The 23029-nt window shown below is 66.8% G+C and carries 24 protein-coding genes; 16 read left to right on the forward strand and 8 right to left on the reverse strand.

Features of this window, described 5'->3' with window-relative positions; all coding sequences use genetic code 11:
- The first annotated feature begins 90 nt into the window (after window positions 1–90).
- Window positions 91–957, forward strand: a complete 867-nt coding sequence (locus B3098_RS03800) for an endonuclease/exonuclease/phosphatase family protein (protein WP_175124739.1) — start codon at window positions 91–93, stop codon at window positions 955–957.
- Window positions 954–2165: a cardiolipin synthase ClsB gene (clsB, locus tag B3098_RS03805; protein ID WP_286891847.1), complete on the forward strand. Its 1212-nt coding sequence runs from the start codon at window positions 954–956 to the stop codon at window positions 2163–2165. Before B3098_RS03800 ends, clsB begins: the two co-directional genes overlap by 4 nt.
- 10 nt (window positions 2166–2175) lie before the next feature.
- On the opposite strand, the gene B3098_RS03810 is transcribed toward clsB, so the two are convergent.
- The 4 genes from B3098_RS03810 to pgi all read right to left on the reverse strand — a co-directional run bounded on the left by B3098_RS03810 (window position 2176) and on the right by pgi (window position 6773).
- Entirely contained in the window at window positions 2176–3045 is an 870-nt protein-coding gene (locus B3098_RS03810; protein WP_218342522.1) for a DMT family transporter, read from the reverse strand.
- Between the two features lie 21 nt (window positions 3046–3066).
- Window positions 3067–4419, reverse strand: coding sequence for an MFS transporter (locus B3098_RS03815; RefSeq protein ID WP_279971572.1), 1353 nt, complete (start codon window positions 4417–4419; stop codon window positions 3067–3069).
- A gap of 99 nt (window positions 4420–4518) precedes the next feature.
- Window positions 4519–5088, reverse strand: coding sequence for an SRPBCC family protein (locus B3098_RS03820; RefSeq protein WP_175124869.1), 570 nt, complete (start codon window positions 5086–5088; stop codon window positions 4519–4521).
- A gap of 92 nt (window positions 5089–5180) precedes the next feature.
- Entirely contained in the window at window positions 5181–6773 is a 1593-nt protein-coding gene (gene pgi, locus B3098_RS03825; protein ID WP_286891848.1) for a glucose-6-phosphate isomerase, read from the reverse strand.
- A gap of 236 nt (window positions 6774–7009) precedes the next feature.
- Between pgi and B3098_RS03830 the strand changes: the two genes are divergently transcribed.
- The 3 genes from B3098_RS03830 (at window position 7010) to B3098_RS03840 (ending at window position 10601) form a co-directional block, all read left to right on the forward strand.
- On the forward strand, window positions 7010–8113 hold the full coding sequence (locus B3098_RS03830) for an MraY family glycosyltransferase (protein ID WP_286891849.1): 1104 nt from the start codon (window positions 7010–7012) through the stop codon (window positions 8111–8113).
- 159 nt (window positions 8114–8272) lie between these two features.
- Window positions 8273–9310 carry a lipopolysaccharide heptosyltransferase I gene (waaC, locus tag B3098_RS03835; protein WP_286891851.1) on the forward strand — a complete coding sequence of 346 codons (1038 nt, stop codon included), beginning with the start codon at window positions 8273–8275 and terminating at the stop codon, window positions 9308–9310.
- 1 nt (window position 9311) lies between these two features.
- Window positions 9312–10601, forward strand: coding sequence for a 3-deoxy-D-manno-octulosonic acid transferase (locus B3098_RS03840; protein ID WP_286891852.1), 1290 nt, complete (start codon window positions 9312–9314; stop codon window positions 10599–10601).
- Here the strand turns inward: B3098_RS03840 and B3098_RS03845 are convergent.
- Genes B3098_RS03845 through B3098_RS03855 form a run of 3 tightly spaced genes read right to left on the reverse strand, consistent with a single transcriptional unit; the run spans window position 10598 to window position 12429 of the window.
- On the reverse strand, window positions 10598–10762 hold the full coding sequence (locus B3098_RS03845; protein ID WP_175124874.1) for a hypothetical protein: 165 nt from the start codon (window positions 10760–10762) through the stop codon (window positions 10598–10600). The genes B3098_RS03840 and B3098_RS03845 overlap by 4 nt on opposite strands.
- 12 nt (window positions 10763–10774) lie before the next feature.
- On the reverse strand, window positions 10775–11581 hold the full coding sequence (locus tag B3098_RS03850) for a type III pantothenate kinase (RefSeq protein WP_286891854.1): 807 nt from the start codon (window positions 11579–11581) through the stop codon (window positions 10775–10777).
- Complete coding sequence (locus B3098_RS03855) at window positions 11578–12429, reverse strand: biotin--[acetyl-CoA-carboxylase] ligase (protein ID WP_286891855.1); 852 nt, start codon at window positions 12427–12429, stop codon at window positions 11578–11580. The genes B3098_RS03850 and B3098_RS03855 overlap by 4 nt, the downstream gene beginning before the upstream one ends.
- Before the next feature lie 94 nt (window positions 12430–12523).
- On the opposite strand from B3098_RS03855, the gene B3098_RS03860 reads away from it, so the two are divergent.
- The 10 genes from B3098_RS03860 (at window position 12524) to B3098_RS03905 (ending at window position 20988) form a co-directional block, all read left to right on the forward strand.
- A complete protein-coding gene (locus B3098_RS03860) occupies window positions 12524–13654 on the forward strand; it encodes an MlaE family ABC transporter permease (RefSeq protein WP_175185921.1) in 1131 nt (376 codons plus the stop codon).
- A complete protein-coding gene (locus B3098_RS03865; protein ID WP_175124877.1) occupies window positions 13654–14493 on the forward strand; it encodes an ABC transporter ATP-binding protein in 840 nt (279 codons plus the stop codon). The genes B3098_RS03860 and B3098_RS03865 overlap by 1 nt, the downstream gene beginning before the upstream one ends.
- Window positions 14480–15427 carry an MlaD family protein gene (locus B3098_RS03870; RefSeq protein WP_175124878.1) on the forward strand — a complete coding sequence of 316 codons (948 nt, stop codon included), beginning with the start codon at window positions 14480–14482 and terminating at the stop codon, window positions 15425–15427. The genes B3098_RS03865 and B3098_RS03870 overlap by 14 nt, the downstream gene beginning before the upstream one ends.
- A 5-nt stretch (window positions 15428–15432) precedes the next feature.
- Window positions 15433–16041, forward strand: coding sequence for an ABC-type transport auxiliary lipoprotein family protein (locus tag B3098_RS03875; RefSeq protein WP_286891857.1), 609 nt, complete (start codon window positions 15433–15435; stop codon window positions 16039–16041).
- 103 nt (window positions 16042–16144) lie between these two features.
- Complete coding sequence (locus B3098_RS03880) at window positions 16145–16798, forward strand: alpha/beta hydrolase (RefSeq protein WP_286891859.1); 654 nt, start codon at window positions 16145–16147, stop codon at window positions 16796–16798.
- Window positions 16799–16950: 152 nt separating this feature from the next.
- Window positions 16951–18213, forward strand: a complete 1263-nt coding sequence (locus B3098_RS03885; RefSeq protein WP_175124881.1) for a D-alanyl-D-alanine carboxypeptidase family protein — start codon at window positions 16951–16953, stop codon at window positions 18211–18213.
- A 133-nt stretch (window positions 18214–18346) separates the two neighbouring features.
- Window positions 18347–19213: a D-amino acid aminotransferase gene (locus B3098_RS03890; protein WP_286891861.1), complete on the forward strand. Its 867-nt coding sequence runs from the start codon at window positions 18347–18349 to the stop codon at window positions 19211–19213.
- 129 nt (window positions 19214–19342) lie between these two features.
- Window positions 19343–19618, forward strand: coding sequence for a YbeD family protein (locus B3098_RS03895; protein WP_286892168.1), 276 nt, complete (start codon window positions 19343–19345; stop codon window positions 19616–19618).
- A gap of 12 nt (window positions 19619–19630) precedes the next feature.
- A complete protein-coding gene (gene lipB / locus B3098_RS03900) occupies window positions 19631–20269 on the forward strand; it encodes a lipoyl(octanoyl) transferase LipB (protein ID WP_279971587.1) in 639 nt (212 codons plus the stop codon).
- On the forward strand, window positions 20266–20988 hold the full coding sequence (locus B3098_RS03905) for a tetratricopeptide repeat protein (RefSeq protein WP_286891865.1): 723 nt from the start codon (window positions 20266–20268) through the stop codon (window positions 20986–20988). The genes lipB and B3098_RS03905 overlap by 4 nt, the downstream gene beginning before the upstream one ends.
- A gap of 16 nt (window positions 20989–21004) precedes the next feature.
- On the opposite strand, the gene B3098_RS03910 is transcribed toward B3098_RS03905, so the two are convergent.
- On the reverse strand, window positions 21005–21817 hold the full coding sequence (locus B3098_RS03910) for a substrate-binding domain-containing protein (RefSeq protein ID WP_175185900.1): 813 nt from the start codon (window positions 21815–21817) through the stop codon (window positions 21005–21007).
- A gap of 178 nt (window positions 21818–21995) precedes the next feature.
- On the opposite strand from B3098_RS03910, the gene lipA reads away from it, so the two are divergent.
- Entirely contained in the window at window positions 21996–23000 is a 1005-nt protein-coding gene (gene lipA, locus B3098_RS03915; RefSeq protein WP_175136877.1) for a lipoyl synthase, read from the forward strand.
- The last annotated feature ends 29 nt before the right edge of the window (window positions 23001–23029 follow it).

Consider the following 23029-nt stretch of genomic DNA (forward strand, 5'->3'; position numbering starts at 1 on the left):
CTAACGCCGCCAACCACGGCGGCGGCTGGCCAGAGGACCTACCGGGACCCGGCCGGTGGTTCTCAAGATTTGAAAGGCGCCATTGCTTCCATGTCGCTCATCCGAGTCGTCAGCTACAACATACACAAGGGCCGTTCGGCACTAGGCCGGCGCGACTCCCTGAATGAACTTCGCCTGGGCCTGTATGGCCTGCGCCCCGACCTGGTCTTCCTGCAGGAGGTCCAGGGCCGCAACGAGCAGAAGTCGCTGCTCGACGCCCAGCACGAATCCCTGGCCGCGGCATTGCGGCTGGATGTGGCCTATGGCCGCAACGCCATCCGCCACGCCACCGACCACGGCAATGCGCTGCTGTCGCGTTATCCCATCCTCGACCACGAAAATCTCGACATCTCCGACCATCGCCTCGAGCAACGCGGGCTGCTGCACGCGCGCATCGATGTGGGCGACCGCGCGGTGCATTGCTTCGTGGTGCATCTGGGCCTCTTTGCCGGCAGCCGCAGCCGCCAGATCCTGGCGCTGACCGAGCGCATCAAGCGCATGGTGCCCGACGGCGAGCCCATCCTGATCGCCGGCGACTTCAACGACTGGAATGACCGGCTGGCGCCCATGTTCGTGCAGCAGCTTGGGCTGTACGAAGTGTTTTCGCACGCCCCGCGCAGCCATGGCGGCGACCTGCCGCGCCTGCGCGACTCGGTCAAGCGGCTGTCCAACGCCCTGCGCGGTTTGCCCAGCAGCGGCGTCTCGGTCATGGAGCGCAACAACCAGCTCGGCATGGACGGCAGCTCCCGGCTGCTGGCGCCGCCGCCGCGCACGTTTCCCGCCGTGTTCCCGTGGTTCCGCCTGGACCGCATCTACCAGCGGGGCTTTGCCGTGCGCAGCGCCCGGGTGCTGCGCGGCCGCGAGTGGGCCAAGCTGTCCGATCATTCGCCCTTGCTCGCGGAGCTGGAACTCCCGTGAAGGACGAGCAGGACAGGCTGGAGTGGGTGCAGGGCAACGATATCCGTCTGCTCCAGAATGGCGCCGACTTCTTTCCCGCGCTGTGCGCGGCGATCGACGCGGCCACGGTCAGCGTGCATCTGGAAACCTACATCTTCATGCTCGACCGCACCGGCACGAAGGTGCTGGAGTGCCTGTCGGCGGCCGCGCGCCGCGGCGTCAAGGTACGCGTGGTCCTGGATGGCTTTGGCAGCGCGTTGCACGGCGAGCGCGTGCGCGTTGCGCTGACCAATGCGGGCGCGCAGTGCCGCATCTTCCGGCCCGAGCCGCGCTGGTTTGCGCGTTTCGTGCCATCGCGCAGCCGCCTGCGGCGCCTGCATCGCAAGGTCACCATCATCGATGGCCGCATGGCCTTCATCGGCGGCATCAACGTTATCGACGACTATGATGACCTGGATCCCACCGACGGCCTGACCGGTCCGCGTTTCGACTTCGCCGTGCAGGTCGAGGGCCCACTCGTCACGCAGGCGGCCCATGCGCAGGATCTCCTGTGGGTGCGCCTGAACTGGGCGCGCCTGCGGCGCCATCCGCGCGACTGGCATCGGTTGCAGTTGCTCAAGCCGCGCGATGTTCCTGCGCCGCCTGGCGGCATGCTGCGCGCCGCGCTGGTGCTGCGCGACAACCTGCGTTTCCGCAGGACATTCGAGCGTGCCTATCTGTTCGGCATCTCGCGCGCACGGCGCGACATCCTGATCGCCAATGCCTACTTCTTTCCGGGCGTGCGCTTTCGCCGCGCGCTGGCCAAGGCCGCCGCCCGCGGCGTCCGCGTGCGGCTGCTGTTGCAGGGCAAGGTCGAATACCGGATGCAGTATCACGCCACGCGTTCGCTGTATGACAAGCTGCTGCGCGACGGCATCGAGATCTACGAGTACATGCCGAGCTACCTGCACGCGAAGGTCGCGGTGATCGACAACGTGGCGACGGTGGGGTCATCGAACCTCGACCCCTTCAGCCTGCTGCTGGCGCGCGAGGCCAATGTCGTCGTCGACAGCCAGCCGTTCGCCTGGGACCTGCAGGATCGCCTGGAAACCGCCATCCGCGAGGGCGGACGCTTCATCCGGCCGCTGGATTACCAGCGCCGGGGTTTCGTGCGGCGGTGGGTCGATGCGGCGTCTTATGCGTTGCTGCGGATTGGCGTGGCGTTCACGGGCACGTCGGACAAGTACTGAACGCGGGCGCTCATGTGCGGGGTTTGAGAAGCCCCAGCGCCAGCGCCGTTCCCACCAGGATGATGGCCGCGCCAATCGCGATGGACGGCGTCACGGCTTCATCCAGCAGCGTTGCGCCCCAGACCACGCCGAATATCGGCACGAGGAACGTCACGCTCACGGCCGCAGTGGGACCCACATTGGCGATCAGCCGGAAGAAGATGATGTAAGCCGCACCGGTGCAGACCACCGCCAGCAGTATGGTGGAGATCCACGCGGGCGCCGATGCCGGCGTCTCCGGCCAAGCCGGAATGGCCAGCGGCAACAGCACGAGCGACGCGGCGATCATGCTGCCCGTGGCGCTTGCCAGCGCATCCACGCCTGTCAGGAAACGCTTGGTCCAGTTGGCCGCGATGCCGTAGAAGACCGGCGCCGACACGGCAGCGAGGACGGCGGGGCCTGTGCCGCCATCCTGGAAATTCAGCTTGTCCCAGACCAGCACGACGATGCCGATCAAGCCGATGAACAGCCCCAGCGACCGCATCCAGGGGAGCCTGTCCTTGAGCCACAGCCACCCCACAACGGCGCCCCACACGGGCGTCACCGCATTGGCCACCGACAGGAAGCCGGCGCCGAGGGACTGTGCGGCATAGGCGTAAAGCAGAAAGGGCACCGCGGCATTGAGGGTGCCGACCACCAGCAACGCCTTCCAGTGGCGTCCGATGATCGGCAGCTTGCCGCGCCACATCGCGGCCGGCAGCAAGAACAGGGCGGCAAGTCCGACGCGCAGCTCGATCAGTGCGATGGGTCCGAACTCCTTGACCGCCACGCGCATGAACAGAAAGGAGCCGCCCCAGACGGCGGCCAGAAGCAGCAAATCCATCAGATTGCGTTGACGCATGATTTGTCTCGGGCGTACGCCTTATTTCCGGTTCGTGACCAGATTCTTCATCTTCACCCGGTGCGCCAGCAGCGCGCAGGTCAGGGACAGGACGATACACAGGATCAGCCCGGTCCGCACGCCGGAAAGCACCGTGCTGTGCGAAATCAGAATGCCGACCACGGCAGTGCCCAGCGCGCTGCCGATGGCGCGCGTGGTCTGCACCAGCGCCGAGGCCACGCCCACGTCGCGCCGCTCGCTCAGCATCTGCATGAAGAGCGTCAGGTTGGGCAACAGAAAGCCCAGTGCGCAGCCGTTGACGAAAAAGGCGGACAGGATCCACCACGCCGACGTGCCCGGTGAAATCAGCAGCACCATCAGCGAACCCGCGGCCAGCAGGCCGCCGCCGAACACCATCAGCCGCTGCGGCTCGGTCTGCTTGGGAAACATGCGGCCGTTGATGATGCTGCCGACCGAGATCGCGGCCACCAGCGGCGTCAGCAGCAGGCCCGCCTGGCTTGGCGTGTAGCCCAGCACCTGCTGCAACAGCAGCGGGCTGTAGAAGATCAGGATGAACATCACCGCGCCCACCATCATTGCTGCCACGTTCAAGAGGCGCGGGTCGCGGCCGGACAGCACGCGCAGCGGGAAGATCGGCGACTTCACGCGGCGTTCGGTCGGAATCAGGATGGCAATGGCGGCAGCGCCGACCAGCGCCAGCGTCAGGCCGAGGATCGGGTGCGCGTGTTCGCCGCTGGCGAAAGCAAGCTCCAGCGCGGCCAGCGGCGCGCCCACGGCCAGCACGAGCAGAATGGCGCCCACCCAGTCGATCTTGCGGCTGCCATCGTGAATGGGCCGGATGCGCGGGAAATAACGGGCCAACAGGAAGAAGGCGGCCGCGGCCGCGATCGGCGTGATGAAGAACGCAGCGCGCCACCCCAACGCCTGCGTGGCCGCCCCGCCGAGCACCGGGCCGATGCCGCTGGCCATGGCAAAGGCCGCGGACACCAGCGCCATCCATCTGACCCGCTGCTTGGCGTCGGGAAACAGATCCGCCGGCGCGGCGAATGCCGTGGCGATCATCATGCCGCCGCCCACCCCCTGCAGGGTGCGGAACACGATGAGTTGGGTCATGGACTGCGCCAGGCCACAGGCGATGGAGCCCAGCGCGATGATCAGCACCGACACCAGCATCAAGGGCTTGCGGCCGAACATGTCGCCCAGCCGGCCGAAGATCAGGATGGAGGCCGCAGTGGCCAGCAGATAGCCCGTGCCGACCCAGGCGTAGAGCGCCATGCCGTTCAGCGCCTCGGCCACGCGCGGCAGGGTGGTGCTGATGATGGTGGAATCCAGGGCGGCAAGCACCACGGTGGCCGACACGCCTGCCATCGCCATCAGCAGGTCCCGTCGTGAGCGTGTGGGATCAGTGGCTGGCTGCGGGGGCGTCGGCGGCGGATTCATGCCGTCAAGGATATCACCGGCACCCTAGGGTTATCACTTGTAAAACGTGTGGTATCCCCAGAAAACCGCGATGACCAGCACGACCAGCATCCAGGACCAGCGTGAATTCGAAAGGCCGCGCGCTTCTGGTTCGGGAGGCGGGGGAGGGGGCGCGATCCGCGGCTGTGCCGCCATGTGGTCGATGAAGGAAGCGAAGAACTTCTCGATGATCTTCTCGCCGGCCTTCAAGAGAACGCCTTCTCCGCATTCGCCCAGCTTGCCGCCCGCCATGCCAGCCACCGTGTAGGCCACGCGGGTGCCCTGGTCCTTGGTGGTCAGGTTGACCTGCGCCGTGCCGATCGCCAAGCAGGCGGCGCGCCCCTTGCCTTCGAACACCAGCGTGCAGCTGTCGGGGGCGTTCATGTCGGAGAGCAGGATCTCGCCTTCGTAGTCGGTGTCGATGCCGGCGATCTTGGCGCGCAGCGTGACCGCATATTCGGTCGGGCTGCGCATGGCGACTTCGACACACCCGGGAATGCATTTCTGTAACACTCGCGGGTCGGTCAACGCATCCCATGTCTGGTGCTGCGTCGAAGGAATCCATTGGGCATCGGCAATGCGCATGGCTGTCTCCTTGTAGAAACGCTTTATGTGCATTCTGTGCCCAAAAGGCGGGTTTGGCTATCTCGGGGACAAAACCCTGCCGGGCCAAGCCGTCACTCGTGGCTGTCGCGGTCCTGCCGGTCGCCTGCCAGCAGCGAGATCCAGTGCCGAGTCGATTGGTCGTGCGACGGCGCCTGCGGTTCGCCATGGAGTTCGCGCAGGATGCCGCTGGCCATCTTCTTGCCGGCTTCGACACCCCATTGGTCGAAAGGGTTGATGCCCCAGACCAGCGCTTGCACGAAGACCTTGTGCTCGTAAAGCGCGAGCAAGGCGCCGAGCGCCTCGGGCGTCAGGCGTGGAAGCACGATCAACGTCGAGGGCCGGCCGCCCTGATGGTGGCGGTGGCGGGCAAGCCATTGCGCATCGGCTTCCGGCATACCTTGCGCCTTCAGCGCCGCCTCATCCGCGTCGATCGATGTGCCCCGCAGCAACGTCTGGCGCTGCGCGAGGCAATTGGCCAGCAGCATGGCGTGTTCCTCGACCCATTGATGGTCGGCTTCGCGGCACATGATGAAATCGACCGCCGCGCCGTCCGTGCCTTGGTGCAGCCACTGGAAGAACGTGTGCTGCCCGTCCGTGCCCGGCATGCCCCACACCGAAGGACCGGTGGGCACGCCCACAGGCCGGCCGGCAATATCCACGGACTTGCCGAGCGACTCCATGTCGAGCTGCTGCAGATAGGGGGCCAGGTATTGCAGGCGGGCGTCGTAGGCGGCAATGCTCAGTGAGCCGTAGCCGAGCACGCTGCGGTTGGCGATGCCGGCCAGCGCGAGCTGCACCGGGGCGTTGTCGGCGATGTCAGCCTGGGCGAAGTGATCGTCCATCGCGGCGGCGCCGGCGCGGATGCCCTCGATCACGTCCAGGCCCACGGCCAGCGCAACCGGCAGGCCGACCGCCGACCAAAGCGAGTAGCGGCCGCCCACCCAGTCCCAGAATTGGAAGGTCTGGTTTTCGGGAATGCCGATCTTGGCCGCCGCCGCCGGCTTGGCAGTGATGGCGACCACCTGTTCGTAAGGATTCTCTATGCCCGCATCGGCCAGCCACTGCACCGCGCGCCGCAGGTTTGCCAGCGTCTCGGCCGTCGTGAACGACTTGGACGTCACCACCACGAGCGTTTCATGGGGGTCCATGCCCAGGACTGCGTCCTCGATGGCGTGGCCATCGATATTGGCGACGAACTTGAGGTCACGGCGGCAGCCGTAGCCACCGCACGCGTCTGTGGCCAGGCGCACGCCCCAGTCGCTGCCGCCGATGCCGATATGGATGATGGACTTCCATTTGCCGTGCGCATCGGCGTCCTGCACGAAGTCGCGCACGCGCTGGTGTTCGTGGGCGACTTCCGCGATAGGCTGACGCGCGCGCAGCATCGTGTGCCACGCAGCCCGATCCTCGGTCATGTTGACAGGCTCGCCCGCCAGCAAGGCCTTGCGCGCGGTGTCGAAGCCGCGTGCGTGGAGCAGGGCGGCGCCGGCCTGCCGCGCGGCGGGCGAGTCGACATGCGCGCTCAAGTCAACGGTCAGGTCGGCAGCCTGCACGAGGCGCAGCGCGTCAGTGCAAAACGCGCCTTCCAGGACGGCTTCGGAAAATGCCTTCCATTCGGGCAGTTGCAGCAGGCTTGCGTGTTCAGCGGGCTTGAAAGGATGCATATTTTCGAGAATACGTCTTGATGCTGGAATCGAGGCAGCGGATGACCGGAATCATCATCCGAACTTTTCTTGCCGTTCGGAAAAGGTCCGCAGTTTAGCCGTTTGGCTGTTGTCGATGCGTGCCCCATTTGATTTTTGGAACAACGGATCCGTCCATTTGTAAACCTGCCGATCTTATGTTCATTACACAAATGCGTCTGACGCTACAATCCGCCTAACTTTTTAGGCGCCCTTCCATGCTGTACGTACTCGTAGCGTTCCTGGTTTCGCTCATTTCGACCTTGCTGATCGTTCGCTACCGCTCCTGGCACCTTGGTCTGACGGCCGATCACGACCTGGAAGGAGTGCAGAAGTACCATGCGGCCCCAGTGCCGCGCATCGGTGGCTTGTCCCTGCTCGTTGCTTCCGGTGTGACCTGTGCATTGGTCGCCGTGCGCGAACCCGATGTGCTTCCGAGTTTTGTTCTGTTGATCGCGGCAGGCATGCCTGCTTTTCTGGGCGGGTTTGCCGAGGACCTGACGAAACGGGTGCGCGTGCTTGTCCGGCTGGGACTTGCGATGCTCTCGGGTGCTGCAGCGTTTTATCTACTGGGCGCTGAAGTGACGCGTGTCGACATTATCGGCTTGGACTGGCTGCTGCAGTTCGGGGTGATTTCGCTGGTATTTACTTCCGTCGCCATCGGCGGCGCCGCCAATGCGATAAATATTATCGACGGATATAACGGCCTGGCCGCCGTGGTGTCCGCAATGATATTGGCAGGTTTTGCGTACGTATCGTTTTACCTGGGTGACCGCTTCCTTCTGATTGTTGCCCTGAGCACCTTGGGCGCCGTCATCGGCTTCCTGGTCTGGAATTTTCCGCACGGCCATATTTTCCTTGGTGATGGTGGCGCATATCTTCTCGGATTCATCATCGGTGAACTGTCCGTGTTGATGCTCGCGCGGCATCCCTACGTCTCCGCCTGGTTCCCCCTGCTGTTGTGCATCTATCCGGTGTTCGAGACGCTCTTCTCCATCTACCGCAAGAAATTCCTCCGAGGGCGCTCGCCAGGCGCGCCGGATGGCGTGCACTTGCATATGCTGATCTACAAACGCCTGGTCCGCTGGGCCATCGGTTCGCGTGAAATGCGGCATCAGACGCAACGTAATTCAATGACGTCGCCGTACCTGTGGCTGCTCTCGTCGCTGGCAGTTATCCCCGCGGTGCTTTTTTGGCAGAATCCCTGGCTGCTGATGCTGTTTACGGGTATTTTCTCGACGACGTATGTCGTGTTGTACCGCCGCCTGGTTTTGTTCCGAATGCCAAAGTGGATGATCTTGAAGAAAAAGAAGCGGTCATAATCCCGATTTGGTGTTCTGCCCCAGCTTGCCCGGAACGGCACGACAAAGGATGCGCTGGGCGTGCGCAGCAATTGCCATTGTTGATGTAAAGTTCCGGCTGCGTTGATCGGTGTCTGCTCTCATCGGGTCGAGCGCGGCTCCCTGCACCAATCCTTGTCCATGCCCACACGAATTCTCATCGTTCGCACGTCCTCCCTGGGCGACCTCGTCCACATGCTGCCTGCGATCACGGATATCGCCCGGCACGTGCCGGACGCGCAGATCGACTGGGTCGTCGAGGAAGCCTTCGCCGAGATCCCGTCGTGGCATCCCGCCGTCAATGACATCATCAAGGTCGCGCATCGGCGCTGGCGCAAGTCGTGGTGGTCCGCCCAGGTGCGGGCCGAGCGGCGCGCGCTGCGCGAACGCCTGCGCGCCGTGCGCTACGACGTGGTTCTGGACATGCAGGCCTTGCTGAAATCGGCGTGGCTGGTGCGTCAGACGCAGGGCGTCAAGCATGGGCTGGACTGGCGGTCCGCGCGCGAGCCGCTGGCCTCGCTGTTCTACAACGTGCGTCATCGCGTCGAATTCTGGCAGCCCGCGGTGATCCGCCAGCGCAAGCTGGCCGGGCTGACGTTCGGCTATCAGCACGCCGGCTTGCCCGATTTTGGCTTGCAGGCGTTCGCGCGCCAGGCGACCCAGGCGCCCGAGCCGGTCGTCGAAGTCGGCAGCGGCGGTCTGAACGCCGCCGAGCTGCCGCGGCTGCATCATCTGGACACTGACCGCGGCTATGCGGTGATCATGCCGTCGGCCAGCCGTGACGACAAACTGTGGCCCGAGGAAGACTGGCGCGTGGTGTTCCGCCGCCTGCGCGAGGCCGGCTGCACGCTGAAGCTGCTGGCCGGCAACGAACAGGAAGCCGAGCGCGCCCAACTGCTGGTGGCCGGCATGGAGGGGGCCGAGGTCATGCCCCGCATGGATCTGTCCGCCGTGGCCAAGCTGCTGGCCGGCGCCCGCCTGATGGTGGGCCTGGACAGCGGCCTGACGCACCTCTCAGCCGCGCTGGGCCGTCCCACGATCGGCATCTACCGGGCCTCGACGCCCGTGCGCACCCCCCTGGTCGGGTCCAACTACACCGCCAGCCTGGGCGACCGCGGCGCCTCGCCGTCGCGCGAGGCTGTCATGGCGTCGGTCGAGCAGGCGCTCGCCGCCCAGTGACATGAACCGCGGCGTCTACACGCTGGGGCTTCGGGCGCTCGCGCCGTTGATCTGGCTATGGATGGCCCGCCGCGCCAAGCGCGCCGGGGGCCGCTGGGAAATCTTCTCTCCCGAACGCTTTGGGCGCCCTGATCCGGCCACCGTGCTGCCGGACAACCCGGTCTGGATGCATGCCGTCAGTCTGGGCGAGACGCGAGCCGCGCTGCCGCTCTTGAACGCACTGCTGGCGCGCGGCCTGCCGGTGTTGCTCACGCACACGACGGCGACCGGCCGCGCGGAGGGCGAGCGCCTGTTCAAGGATGCCATCGCGCGGGGGCAACTGCGGCAGGCCTGGCTGCCCTACGATTTTCCGGGCGCGACCCGCCGCTTCCTGGCGGCGCACCGGCCGCGCTGCGGCCTCTTGATGGAACGCGAGATCTGGCCGAACCTGCTGGCCGCCGCGCGGCAGGCGCGGGTGCCCATGGCGCTGGTCAGCGCGCGTTATTCCGCGTCGTCGCTGCGCCAGGCGCGCCGGATGGGCCGCGTGATGCGCGAGGCCCTGGCCGGGCTGGACATGGTGTTGGCGCAGACGGCGGAAGATGCCGGGCGGCTCGCCGAGGCGGGTGCGCCGGCGGCCGTCGTGACCGGCAATCTCAAGTTCGATCTGGTGCTGCCGCCTGCTCAGGTAGAGGCGGGACGCGCGTGGCGGGCACAGCTCGGACGCCAGGTCGTTGCGGTCGCCAGCACGCGCGAGGGCGAGGACGCGCCGTTCATCGAGGCGATCAAACGTCAGGCCGCAGCGCCGGGCGCGCCGCTTTTTTTGTTGATCCCACGTCATCCCCAGCGCTTTGACGAAGCTGCGCGCCTGCTGTCGGACGCGAAAGTCGGTTTTGTGCGCCGTTCGGAAGGCACGCTTGCGCCACCGGACGCCGCCGTGCTGCTTGGGGATTCGCTGGGCGAGATGGCGTTTTATTACGCAGCTTCGGATGTGGCGATCGTGGCGGGCAGCTTTGCGCCGCTGGGTGGCCAGAACCTGATCGAAGCCTGCGCGGCGGGCGTGCCCGTCATCGTCGGGCCGCACACGTTCAATTTCAAGCAGGCGGCGGAAGATGCCATCGAGGCCGGCGCCGCGCTGCGCGCTGAAGATCCGGCGCAGGCGGTGGACGCGGCAATCGCGCTGCTGCGGGACACGCCGCGCAGGCATCTGGCGAGCAAGGCCGCGCGGGCTTGGTTCGACCAGCATGCGGGCGCCACCGGACGGACGATGGATGCGTTGGGACCCTGGCTGGACGGAGCGGCGCCAGGCCGTTAAGGCGTTTTACGCGGCGCCAACGTCACCGCGCCCGGATTCAATTCCTGGCTGAACCGCCGCCCATCGCGGCCTTCGTCTTCGGGCCGGGCGCCCAGCCAGCCTTGTCCCAGCGCATAGACGCCCAGATTCGCCAACAGGATCAGGATGAAGAGCACGCGCATGCCGGACCTTCGTCAGGGAGTGGTGTTCAAGGTGGCGCGCGCTACAGCGGCCAATCCGTCCAGGACCGGGTGGTCCAGGTAAACGGGAACCGGCGTGGCGCCGAAAGCCCCGCCCGCGTCGGCCAGCAGCCGTTCGATTTCCTGGTGGACTTCGGGCCAGCCGCCGCCGGCCGCGTAGATCTGCGGGGTCTGGCCGTAGCGCTGGCGGCCAGCCAGCCATTGGCGCACGACCGCGCCGGCCTGCGCAGCGGCGATGCCGGAGGCGATGGCATCGTGCGTGTCCGTGGGATAGGGCACGACCTGGCCGTTGGCGATGGGCAGGTTGGCCGTGCCGTGGGCAAGCGACGTGCGCATCATGGCCGGGCCGGGCAGGATCAGGCCGCCCGCAAAGACGTTGTCCGGTCCGACGGTGTCGATGGTGGTGGCGGTGCCGAAGCTGGCCAGCACGAACGGCGGGTGCGTGCCGGGCAGGCGCGACAGCACGCCGAGCAGCGAGGCCCAGCGGTCGGCGCCCAGTTGCGTGGGCGTGCGATAGCTGTTGACCAAGCCGAGCGTCGTTGCCTGCGAAGGCGACCAGTTGACGGTGCAGCCGTGCTTTTGCAGGATGGCCGCGATGGCGTCGCCGCGGGCCGCGCCAGCGACATTCACGCCCAGCGCGCGCCGCGGCGGCCGGGGCAGGGCGGCAAGCCAGTCATCCAGCGCGTTCAGGTCCAGGCCGTCGAAGGCGACGGCCGCGGGCTCGCGCGGCATGTCCGGATTGGTGGCGTCCAGCCAACCCACTTTGAGGCGGCTGTTGCCGGAGTCGATGAGAATAATCATGCTTGGCGTCGAATCGAAATTTCACCGACCGAGATCGGTGTGGCGCCCTCGGGCGTTTGCACCAGCAGGCGGCCATGCTCGTCCACGCCACAGGCGGTGCCGCTTAAAAGAATAGCGCCCTTGTCCAGCACGTTCACCTTGCGGCCCGCGAGCGCGTCCACCTGGTCGAAACGCGGCCGGAATGCGCCGAAGCCGTCGCGTTCCAGCGTGCGGACCGCCTCGTGCCACGCCGCGGCGCTGGCGCAGATCAGGTCTGCGGCCACGGCGGCGCGCTCTGCGCCGGCCTGCACCTGCGTCCAGTCCGCAATCTCGCGGCCCAGCGCCAGCGACAGTTCGGCCGCATCGGCAAGATTGACGCCCATGCCGATCACCACGGTGTAGCCGGTGTCGCGGCCGCCCGGATTGCGGGTGGTCTCGACAAGGATGCCCGCCAGCTTGGCGTCGTGCCATTGAATGTCGTTGGGCCATTTCATGCACAGGCCATGCGAACCCGGCCCGGCGACGGTGCGCAGCGCTTCGCAGGCGGCCACGCCGGCAAGCGGCGATAGTGCCGCCAGCTGCATGGCGGGCAGGTGCACGTCAAAGGCGCACGAGAACATCAGTGTGGAGCCCGAGCGGTTCTGCCACGGGCGGCCCGCGCGGCCGCGGCCGGCGTCCTGCTGATGCGTGCCCAGCAGCCAGGGCTTGCCCGCGCCGGTACCGGTGCGCGCGCGCGCGAGCAGGTCGGCATTGGTCGATCCGGTGCTGCCGGTCCAGGTGACGTCCTGGAAGGCGGGCAGGCGCTGCGCCAGCGTCCGGGCAAGTATTTCCGGGGCGGGTAGGTTGATGGGGCAAACGGGGGCGGGCATGGCCGCGATTGTAGGGCACGCGGGCCGCGCTCGCGGCCGTAGCCCCCCTGCGTTTATGATTGGCGATACATTTTTGCATCCGCACCCCGACGACATGCCGCATTCCGCATTGCTTGCGACCGCTGCCGCGCCTTTCCGCCATGAAGGCGGGGTCTGCCACGTCGGCGGCGATTGGAGCGTCCTGGCGCTGGCCGAGTCGGGCGAAGTGGAACGCAGACGCGCGGCGCTCGCGCGGGCGGCCAAGGAAGGCGCGCGCTGGGACATGCACGCGATTCACCGGCTGGACACGATCGGCGCGCTGATCATCTGGCAGGCGTGGGGTGAAAAGCTGCCCGAGCGCGTGCGCTGGGGCGCGGGGCAGCAGGACGTCTTCAACGCGCTGGCAATGAACAAGGGCGAGACGCCCGCGCCCGCCGCCAAGCCCGAAACCTGGACATGGGTGCGCGCCACGGGCGGTGCGATCCTGCGGGCCGCCGAGAACGGCAAGGCGCTGCTCATCATGCTGGGCCAGCTGGTGCTGGACGTGGGCGCCATGCTGCGCCGGCCCTGGCTGGGCCCGTGGCGCGAGATTTCCGCGCAGGTGTACCGGACCGGCGCGCAGGCGCTGGGCATCACGGCGCTGGTGGGCTTTCTTATTGGTGTGGTGCTGTCCTACCTGTCGGCGCAGCAGCTTCAGATGTTTGGCGCCGACCGCTTCATCGTGCGTCTTCTGGGCGTGTCCATCGTGCGTGAGCTGGGCCCCGTGCTGGCGGCCATTCTGGTGGCCGGGCGTTCGGGGTCTGCGATCACGGCGCAGATCGGCGTGATGCGGGTCACACAGGAACTGGACGCCATGCTGGTCATGGGCATTTCGCACGGCCAGCGGCTGATCCTGCCGCGCGTGGTGGCGCTGGCGATCACGATGCCGCTGCTGGTGCTGTGGACCAGCGCGATGGCGCTGCTGGGCGGCATGCTGGCGGCGCAGGCGCAACTGGGCGTGTCCGCGCAGTGGTTCCTGCAGTCGCTGCCCGATGCGATCACACTGACCAATTACTGGATCGGCATGTTGAAGGGCGTGACTTTCGGCATCCTGATTGCGCTCATCGCCTGCCATTTCGGCCTGCGCATCCAGCCCAACACCGAAAGCCTCGGCCGCGGCACCACTACGTCGGTGGTTACGTCGATCACGGGCGTGATTCTGCTGGATGCGGTGTACGCGGTCATTTTCAGTTCGGTGGGCATCTGATGAACAACGCCACGCAGAATCGGCTGTTCACCGAAGAGGGCGTGACCGTCGAGCCGGTCATTACCGTGCGCGGCCTGCGAACCGCGTTTGGCGACCATGTCGTGCACGACAATCTGGACCTGACGGTGTTTCCGGGCGAAATCCTGGTGCTGGTCGGCGGTTCGGGCACGGGCAAGACGGTGCTGCTTCGACAGATCATCGGACTGGACGTGCCGGCGGCGGGCACCGTGAAGGTGCTGGGTCACACGCTGTCGGAATTGACCGCGGGAGAGCGCCGGCGCCTGTCATACCGCTGGGGCATGCTGTTTCAGGCGGGGGCGCTGTTCTCGGCGCTGTCGGTGTTCGACAATGTGGCGCTGCCGCTGCGCGAACTGCGCACGGTGCCGGAAGACCTGGTGCGCGACGTCGTCATGTGCCGGTTGGCCATGGTAGGCCTGTCGTCGCGCGATGCGGACAAGCGCCCGTCGGACCTGTCGGGCGGCATGGTCAAACGCGTGGCGCTGGCGCGCGCGCTATCGCTGGACCCGGAATTGCTGTTCCTTGATGAGCCCACGGCCGGGCTCGATCCGCTGCGGTCCGACGAATTCGTGGACCTGGTGCGCAGCCTGCACCGGCAGCTTGGCTTTACCGTCGTCATGGTGACGCACGACCTGGACACGCTGCTGGCGCTGGCCACGCGCGTGGCCGTGCTGGCCGAGAAGCGGGTGATCATTTGCGACACGGTGCCTGAAGTCCTGAAGTTCGATCACCCGTTCATACATACATTCTTCCTGGGCGAGCGCGGTCTGCGCGCGCTGGGAGACCTGGCACCGAAGGGAATGCACCATGGAAAACCGTAGTCATGCGCTCATGGCCGGTATCTTCACGCTGGTCCTGCTGGCTGCCGCGACGCTGACGGCCATCTGGATCGGCCGCGACCGGACGCAACTGCAGCCATACGAAATCATTTCGGCCACGGCCGTCACGGGCCTGAATCCACAGTCGGCGGTGCGCTACCAGGGCGTGCCCGTGGGCCGCGTGCAGTCCTTGGCGCTCAATCCCAACAAGCCCGGGCAGGTGCGCATCCGCATCGGCGTGGCGCCCAACACGCCGATCACCGAATCGACGTGGGCGGAACTTGGCGTGCAGGGCGTGACCGGCATGGCCAACGTGGACCTGCGCGACGACGGCTCGTCGCTCAAGCGCCTGACCTCCACCGCCGAGCATCCGGCAGCCATTCCGCTGCGCCCGGGCTTTCTGGACCGCATCGAGAAGCGTGGCGACCAGTTGATCTCCAACGTCGAAGTCGCGACCGAACAATTGAAGCGCGTGCTGAGCGAACAGAACGTGCAGGCGCTCACGGCCAGCCTGCAGAATGCCAACGACATCTCGCTGTCCCTGAAGGAAGCCAGCCGCGACCTCGCGCCCACGCTGGCCAAGCTGGGTCCGCTGATGGATTCGCTGAACAGCACCTCGCGCCAGGCCGATCGCGCCGCGCGTGAGATCGGCGATCTGGCCCAGCAGGCCCGCCAGTCGCTGGCGCGCCTGAATGCGCCAGACGGCCCGCTGGCGGTGGCCACGCGCAGCCTGAACGACATCGCCCTGGCCGCCGCGCGGCTGGATGGCGAGACCCTGCCGGCCTTCACCACCATGGCGAACGACGTCAGCACGGCCGCGCGCGGCGCCGCCATCACCCTGCGCCGTGTGGACAACACGCCGCAATCGTTCCTGTTCGGTCCCCCGCCCATCGCGCCGGGACCCGGCGAACCCGGTTTTGCCGGATTCCGGAGATAGACCTCATGAAGATGCGCAGCGCCATTCTGATTCTGACCCTGGCCCTTGCCGGATGCGGCATCGGCCGCGTGGACGCGCCGCCCACGCTGTTCGACCTGGGGCTGGATGCGCGGCCCGTGCCCGCTTTGCCGGCCCGCGATCCGATCGCACTGACGTTCCAGTCGGCCCCCGGTCTGACCGACACCGGCATGATCTGGCGCGTGGGCGACAGCGCCGCGCCGCGTTCCTATGCCACGTACCGCTGGGCCGCGTCGCCCGCGGACCTCGTCCGGCAGCGCATCACCGATCGCCTGTCGGGTCAAGGCGCGGTGCTGAGCGACCGCGTCACGTTGCAGACGCCGCAGTTGCAGGTCTCGCTGGCGCAGTTCGAGCAGGTTTTCTCCGAAGACGGCCAGTCGAGCCAGGGGCGCGTCCTGCTGCAGGCGGTGCTGCTGGATGGGCGCAACGTCGTGGACCAGAAGCGCATTCTGGTGGCCTCGCCCGCGCCCACGCAGGATGCCGAAGGGGGCGTCGCGGCGCTGCGCCAGGCCACCGACGAGGCGAGCGACCAGCTCGCGCAATGGCTTGCCGCCACCTTGCGGCCGCCCGCCGCAGCCGCCTCGCGCGGAAAGTGAGCGTCGGCTCGCGCCGCTGCGCGCCGGTTGCGGTCAACCGGCATTTCGCCGGGCGGGCCGGGCGGTTAACATCGTTTCTTTTTTCCGCACGTTGAGTTCCGCCATGTCCGCACGCACTGAAACCCACGCTTTCACCGGCGCCGCCGGCCGCATCGATTGCGCCATCGACTGGCCCGCCGACACGCCGCGCGGCTGGGCGCTGGTGCTGCATCCGCATCCGCTGCAGGGCGGCGCGCGCGAGAACAAGGTGGTCACGACCCTGTCGCGCGCCTGCGTGCAGCACGGCCTGGTGGCGGTGCGCCCCAACTTCCGCGGCGTCGGCCAATCGGAAGGCACGTTCGACAAATCCGTCGGCGAAACGCAGGACATGCTGGCCGTGGTTAAGCAGATGCGCGAACTGCATCCCGAACTGGCGCAGGCGCCGTGGGTGCTGGCGGGCTTTTCGTTCGGCACCGCCGTCGCCGCGCAAACCTACGCCGCGCTGGCCGATGCGGGCGAGGCCGTGCTGCCGTCAGCGCTGATGCTGATGGGGCCGGCCGTCAACCGCTTCCAGTCGCACGAGGTGCAGGTGCCGGACGACACGCTGATGGTGCACGGCGAAGAAGACGAAGTGGTGCCGCTATCTGAAGCCATGGACTGGGCGCGGCCGCGCTCGATCCCGGTGGTGGTGGTGCCGGGCGCGTCGCATTTCTTCCACGGCAAGCTGCTCGTGCTGCGCCAGCTGGTGCAGGCCCGTTTGAAGGTTGCGCTGGACTGATCCGGCCTCCCGGCAGTTCGCAGGTTGCATCAGGTTGCATGTTTTAGGCGCGCAGGGAACCCCACGCGGCCGGGATGGGTCTGATCGACTGCCTATAATTGTCAGCCACTTGCCCCGCGCCGGCGGGCGTCATTCCTGGACCCACGTTGCCGATGAAGAAATTGCCTCACTCCGCTCAATCCCCCGTTGTCTTTACCCGTCGCATCATTTCAGGCGCGGTGTTGTCAGCGATGCTGGCGGCCTCCCTGCCAGCTTGGGCGCAGCAGGCGCCAGCCGCACCCGCCGCCGCGCCGGCCGCGACGGCACCGGCTCCGTCGCCGACCGGCGCGGTGCCCGTCGGCGACGTCTCGGCCGTGCCGGCGCCCACCATCGCGGCCAAGGCCTGGATCGTCGTCGATGTGAACAGCGGCCAGACGCTGGCCGCTTCGAATCCCGACATGAAGGTCGAGCCGGCCTCGCTCACCAAGATCATGACGGCCTACGTCGTGTTCAACGCACTGGAAGAAAAGCGCCTGACGCTCGAGCAGACCGTGCCGGTGTCCGAGCACGCCTGGCGCACGGGCGGCTCGCGCATGTTCATCGAACCGCGCAAGCCGGTCACGGTGGACGAACTGAACCAGGGCATGATCGTGCAGTCGGGCAACGACGCCTCGGTGGCGCTGGCCGAAGCGGTGGGCGGCAGCGAGTCCGCCTTTGCCGCGCTGATGAACCAGGAGGCCGATCGCCTGGGCATGAAGAACACGCACTTCATGAATGCCACGGGTCTGCCCGATCCTCAGCACATGACCTCCACGCGCGATCTGGCCACGCTGTCTGCGCACCTGATCACCGATCACCCGGACTTCTTCCACTACTACAAGCAAAAGAGCTACACCTACAACAAGATCACGCAGCCCAACCGCAACCGCCTGCTGTGGGCCGACCCGTCGGTGGACGGCATGAAGACCGGTCACACGGATTCGGCCGGCTACTGCCTGGTGTCGACGGCCGTGCGCGGGGATCGCCGCATCCTGGTGGTCGTGGTGGGCACCGATAGCGAAGCGACGCGCGCCGAAGAAAGCCTCAAGCTCCTGAACTGGAGCTTCCAGAACTTCGACACGGTCAAGCTGTTCGACAAGAGCCAGCCCGGCATCGACGCCCGCGTCTGGGAAGGCACCGCCGAAAACGTCAAGCTCGGTCCGCCCAACCCGGTGTCCATCGCCGTGCCGCGCGGCAAGGCGGGTGAATTGAAGCCGGTCGCGCAGCGCACCGATCCGCTCATCGCCCCGCTGGCCAAGGGCCAGCAGGTCGGCACGCTGCAATTCACGCTGGACGGCAAGGTGCTGCGCACCGAACCGCTGGTGGTGCAGGACGCTGTCGAACGTGCCGGCTTCTTTGGCCGCATGGTCGACACCGTCAAGCGCTGGTTCCAGTAAATCGGCGCCCCGCGGCCGCAGCCGCGGGTGTAAGCTAGCAGCGGGCGTTTCGTGCGCGAAACGCCCGTTTTGCATTCTTCGGGGGCGAGCCGCGCGGCTCGTCCCTGTTCCATTTCAAATTCAGGAGTGCCTCATGATTCCGGGCGTGCCGGGCGAAAGCCAGGTGTATCTCAACGGTGAATTCCTGCGCGTGGACGAGGCCAAGGTCTCCGTCCTGGACCGCGGCTTCATTTTCGGCGATGGCATCTACGAAGTCGTCCCCGTGTACCAAGGCAATGCGTTTCGCATGGCCGAACACCTCGACCGCCTTGATCGCAGCCTGGCTGCCTTGCGCATCGCGCCGTCGTTCGACCGCAGCGGGTGGATCGACCTGATCCAGCAGCTGCTCGACCGCTCGAACCTCGACACCTGCATCGTCTACCTGCAGGTGACGCGCGGCGTTGCCAAGCGCGACCATCCGTTCCCCATGCCGGCCGTCACGCCCACAGTGTTCGGCATGATCGCGCCCTGGTCCCCGCCGCCCGCCGCGCAGCGCGAACAAGGCCTGTCCGCCATCAGCATCCCCGACGAGCGCTGGCTGCACTGCGAGATCAAGTCCGTGTCCTTGCTGGGCAACGTGCTGGCCAAGCAGCAGGCCGTGGACGCCCACGTCGACGAGGTCCTGCAGTTCCGCGACGGCTACCTGACGGAAGGCGCGTCCACCAATATCTGGGTGGTCTCCGGCGGCAAGCTGCTGGCCCCGCCCAAGAACAACCTGATCCTCGAAGGCATCCGCTACGGCCTGATGGGCGAACTGGCCGCCGAGGCCGGCATCCCGTTCGAGTCGCGCCGGATCTCGCAAGAAGAGGTGGAGCAGGCCGACGAGCTGATGCTGTCGTCCGCTACCAAGGAAGTGCTGGCCATCGTGTCGCTGGACGGCAAACCCGTGGGTACGGGCAAGCCCGGCCCTGTTTTTGAGCAATTGCGTGCGGGTTATGATGCCCGCATCGCCGCGCTGTAGTCCTGGCGCGGGGCGGCCTGCGTGCAATGCATGCGGGCCGGCCGCCCGCCCCAACGGCGCCCGCCGGCACTTGCCGGCACGCCGCTTGCCCCCATATAAGAACATTCAGGGGCAACTCTTTTTAGGCACATCATGAACATTCCGCCCGAAGATTCTTTAATCGAATATCCCAGCGACTTTCCCATCAAGGTCATGGGCAAGCAGCATCCCGAGTTTGCGCAGACGCTGACCGAGGTCGTGCTGCAGTTCGATCCCGGGTTCGACGCCGCGACGGTGGAAATGCGCGCCAGCAAGGGCGGCAACTACCTCGGCCTGACCTTCACGGTGCGCGCCACCTCGCGCGAGCAACTGGATGCGCTGTACCGGGCGCTGCACGGCCACCCCATGGTGTCCATCGTCCTGTAAGGCAAGACCGCTGTGATCAAGTGGCTCGCGCGACCGGCGGACTATCTGCCGGTCTGGCAGGACATGCAGGCGTACACCAGCCAGCGCGACGACAACACGCCGGATGAAATCTGGCTGTGCGAGCATCCGCCGATCTACACGCTGGGCCAGGCGGGCCTGCCGGAACACGTGCTCAATCCCGGCAACATTCCCATCGTGCATTGCGACCGCGGCGGCCAGGTGACTTATCACGGCCCCGGCCAGGTCATGGCCTACGCGCTGTTCGACCTGCGCCGCGCCGACATGTACGTGAAAGAATACGTGGCGCTGCTGGAATCGGCCGTCATCGACACGCTCGAGCAGTTGGGTGTGGACGGGGCCTGTCGCAAGCCCGGCGCGCCGGGCGTCTATGTGCCGCATCCCGAAGGCGGCGAGCTGGCCAAGATCGCCGCGCTGGGCATCAAGATCCGCAACGGCCGTGCGTACCATGGCGTGTCGCTGAACGTCGAGATGGATCTGGCGCCGTTCCTGGGCATCAATCCCTGTGGCTACGAAGGCTTGCGCACCGTCGACATGGCGGCCTGTGGGGTGCGGCGCACGCCCACCGAGACGGGCGATGCGCTGGCGCAGAATCTTGCGCACGCCTGGCAACGCCGAAGGAACACAAATTGAAGACCTACACCGCGGCCGAGGTCGCCGCCACCACGCCCGAACAGCTTGCCCGTCTGCGCGAATCCGGACCGCCAGAGGAATACGCCGCATGGATCCGCGCCGCCGCCGACCTGGGGCTGACCGAGGCGCAGACCATCTACGGACAGATGCTGCTGGACGGCGTGGGCGTCGAGCGCCAGCCCGCGGAGGGACTGGGCTGGTTCAAGCGTGCCGCGCACGCTGATCACCCCATGGCCATCAACATGGTGGGACGCTGCTATGAAAACGGCTGGGGCGTGGCGGCCGACGATACGGTCGCGGCGTACTGGTTCCGCCGAGCCGCCGACACGGGTCTGGATTGGGGGCTGTACAACTACGCCCATATGCTGCGCACGGGCCGGGGCGGCGTGACGCAGAACCAGGCTGCGGCGTTGGCCCTGTATCAGCAGGCCGCGCAGGCCGGCCACGTGAAGTCGATCGGCGTCGTGGGCCGTTATCACGAGGCCGGCGACGTGGTCCCGCAAGACCTGGAACGCGCGTTCGACTGCTACCAGCGCTGCGCCGAGGGCGGCGACTTCCGCGGCATGTTCCACCTGGGTCGGATGCTGCTGTTGCAAGGCAAGAAAGAGGAAGCCGTGCAATGGCTGGTCCGCGTCCCGGAAACCGCGACGCCCGCATTTTTGAAGGAAGCCAACGGCATGCTGCAGGACTGCGGCTTTCCGGCGCTTTACGAAGCGTAGACCAGCCTCACGCGCCTCAGGTGCTCAGGCGCGCATCGAACACCACTTCCAACATGTCGTGCTGCCCGGCGCCTCGTTCGCCGTCCAGCCGGTCCAGCAACAGCTGACCGGCCCGCCGGCCCAGCTCGGCGGCGTCCACGCCCAGCGTGGTCAGGCCCTGCACCCACTGCACCGCGCTGCCGTCGTCGGAGAACCCCAGCACCGCCAGATCCTGCGGTACCTGCAGATCGCGGTTGTGCGCCTCCGACACGGCGGCGGCCGCCAGCAGGTCGGACGTGCAGAACACCGCATCGAAGATCGTATTGGTGGCCAACAGGCGCAGGAACGCCATGCGGCCGTCGTTCATGTGCTGGACTTCCGGTTGGACGATGTCCGCAACCAGCTCCAGTCCCAACGCGGCGGCGCTGCTGATGAAGCCCTCTCGGCGGGCACGCTCCCACGGCGTGTCGGCGCTGATGCAGGCGACACGCGGATGGCGCTTTTCGGCCAGATGCCGGGCCGCCATGCGGCCGGCTTCGGCGTTGTCGATGGCGACCGCGCTGTCCAGCGTCTGCGGGCAGGCGATCCAGGTTTCGACGATGGGGACCTCCAGCGCGCTGAGCGCGGTGCGCAGGGCGGGCGTGTCTACGGGACCAATCACCAGGGCCGCCGCCGGTCGCAGCCCGTCCAGCAGGGCGAGGCCGGCGGGCTCGTGCCAGGGGCCGACGGACAGGTAGTAACCCGCTGACGCGACGCGTTCACTGCAGGCCTGCAAAGCGCGGGCGGTCGGGCCGGCATCGAGACGGGCGGCAATCACGGCGATTGGGGCGGGCAAGGGCAGGGAAGGCATGGCAAAGGCTGGAAATACGTCAGGCCAGACGATAACCCAGGGCTGTTGGGGGCGCCGGACATACTGCAGCGGTTCCCCGGGCCGCCGGACGTTCCCGCATCGGATCGGGCCGCGAAGGGTAAAATGCCTGTTTTCTCACAGACCCGGCCGTTCTGCGCGCCGGTCACGAAGGTGTCCCATGTCCACGCTCGCCGAGTCTCCTGTGCCCTCGAACGAATCCACCGCCGCGCCCGCGGAGGCGGTCTACGACCCGACGCAAAAGCAGAAATCGCAGGCCAAGACGGCGCGCATTCCCATCAAGATCATTCCGGCCGAGCGCCTGAAGAAGCCTGAATGGATCCGCGTGAAGGCCGCCGCGCCCGGTTCACGCTTCTACGACATCAAGCGCATCCTGCGCGAACACAACCTGCACACGGTCTGTGAAGAGGCCTCGTGCCCGAACATCGGCGAGTGCTTCGGCAAGGGCACCGCCACGTTCATGATCATGGGCGACAAGTGCACGCGCCGCTGCCCGTTCTGTGACGTGGGCCACGGCCGGCCCGACCCGCTGGACACCAAAGAGCCCGAAAACCTGGCGCGCACCATCGCCGCCATGAAGCTGTCGTATGTGGTGATCACCTCGGTCGACCGCGACGACCTGCGCGACGGCGGCGCAGGCCACTTCGTCGACTGCATCACGCATATCCGCGAACTGTCGCCCACCACCCGCATCGAGGTGCTGGTCCCCGACTTCCGCGGCCGCCTGGACCGCGCGCTGACCATCCTGAACGCGGGTCCCCCGGACGTCATGAACCACAACCTGGAAACCGTGCCGCGCCTGTACAAGCAGGCACGTCCGGGTTCGGACTACATGCACTCGCTGAAGCTGCTGGCCGAGTTCAAGAAGCTGCACCCGGAAGTGCCCACCAAGTCCGGCCTGATGCTGGGCCTGGGCGAAACCGACGAGGAAATCCTGCAGGTGATGCGCGACATGCGCGATCACAACGTCGACATGCTGACGATCGGTCAGTATCTGCAGCCGTCGGAACACCACCTACCGGTGCTGCGGTATGTGCATCCGGACACGTTCGCGATGTTCGAGCGTGAGGCGTATGCGATGGGGTTCTCGCATGCGGCGGTGGGAGCGATGGTGCGGTCTTCTTACCATGCGGATGAACAGGCGCACGCGGCGGGGGTGAATTGACGAGTAGGGTCGTTGCCGCCAAGTGACCG

This window comes from Achromobacter sp. UBA2119 (assembly GCF_002331005.1).
In the GTDB taxonomy this organism is placed as follows: Bacteria; Pseudomonadota; Gammaproteobacteria; order Burkholderiales; family Burkholderiaceae_B; genus Achromobacter; species Achromobacter animicus.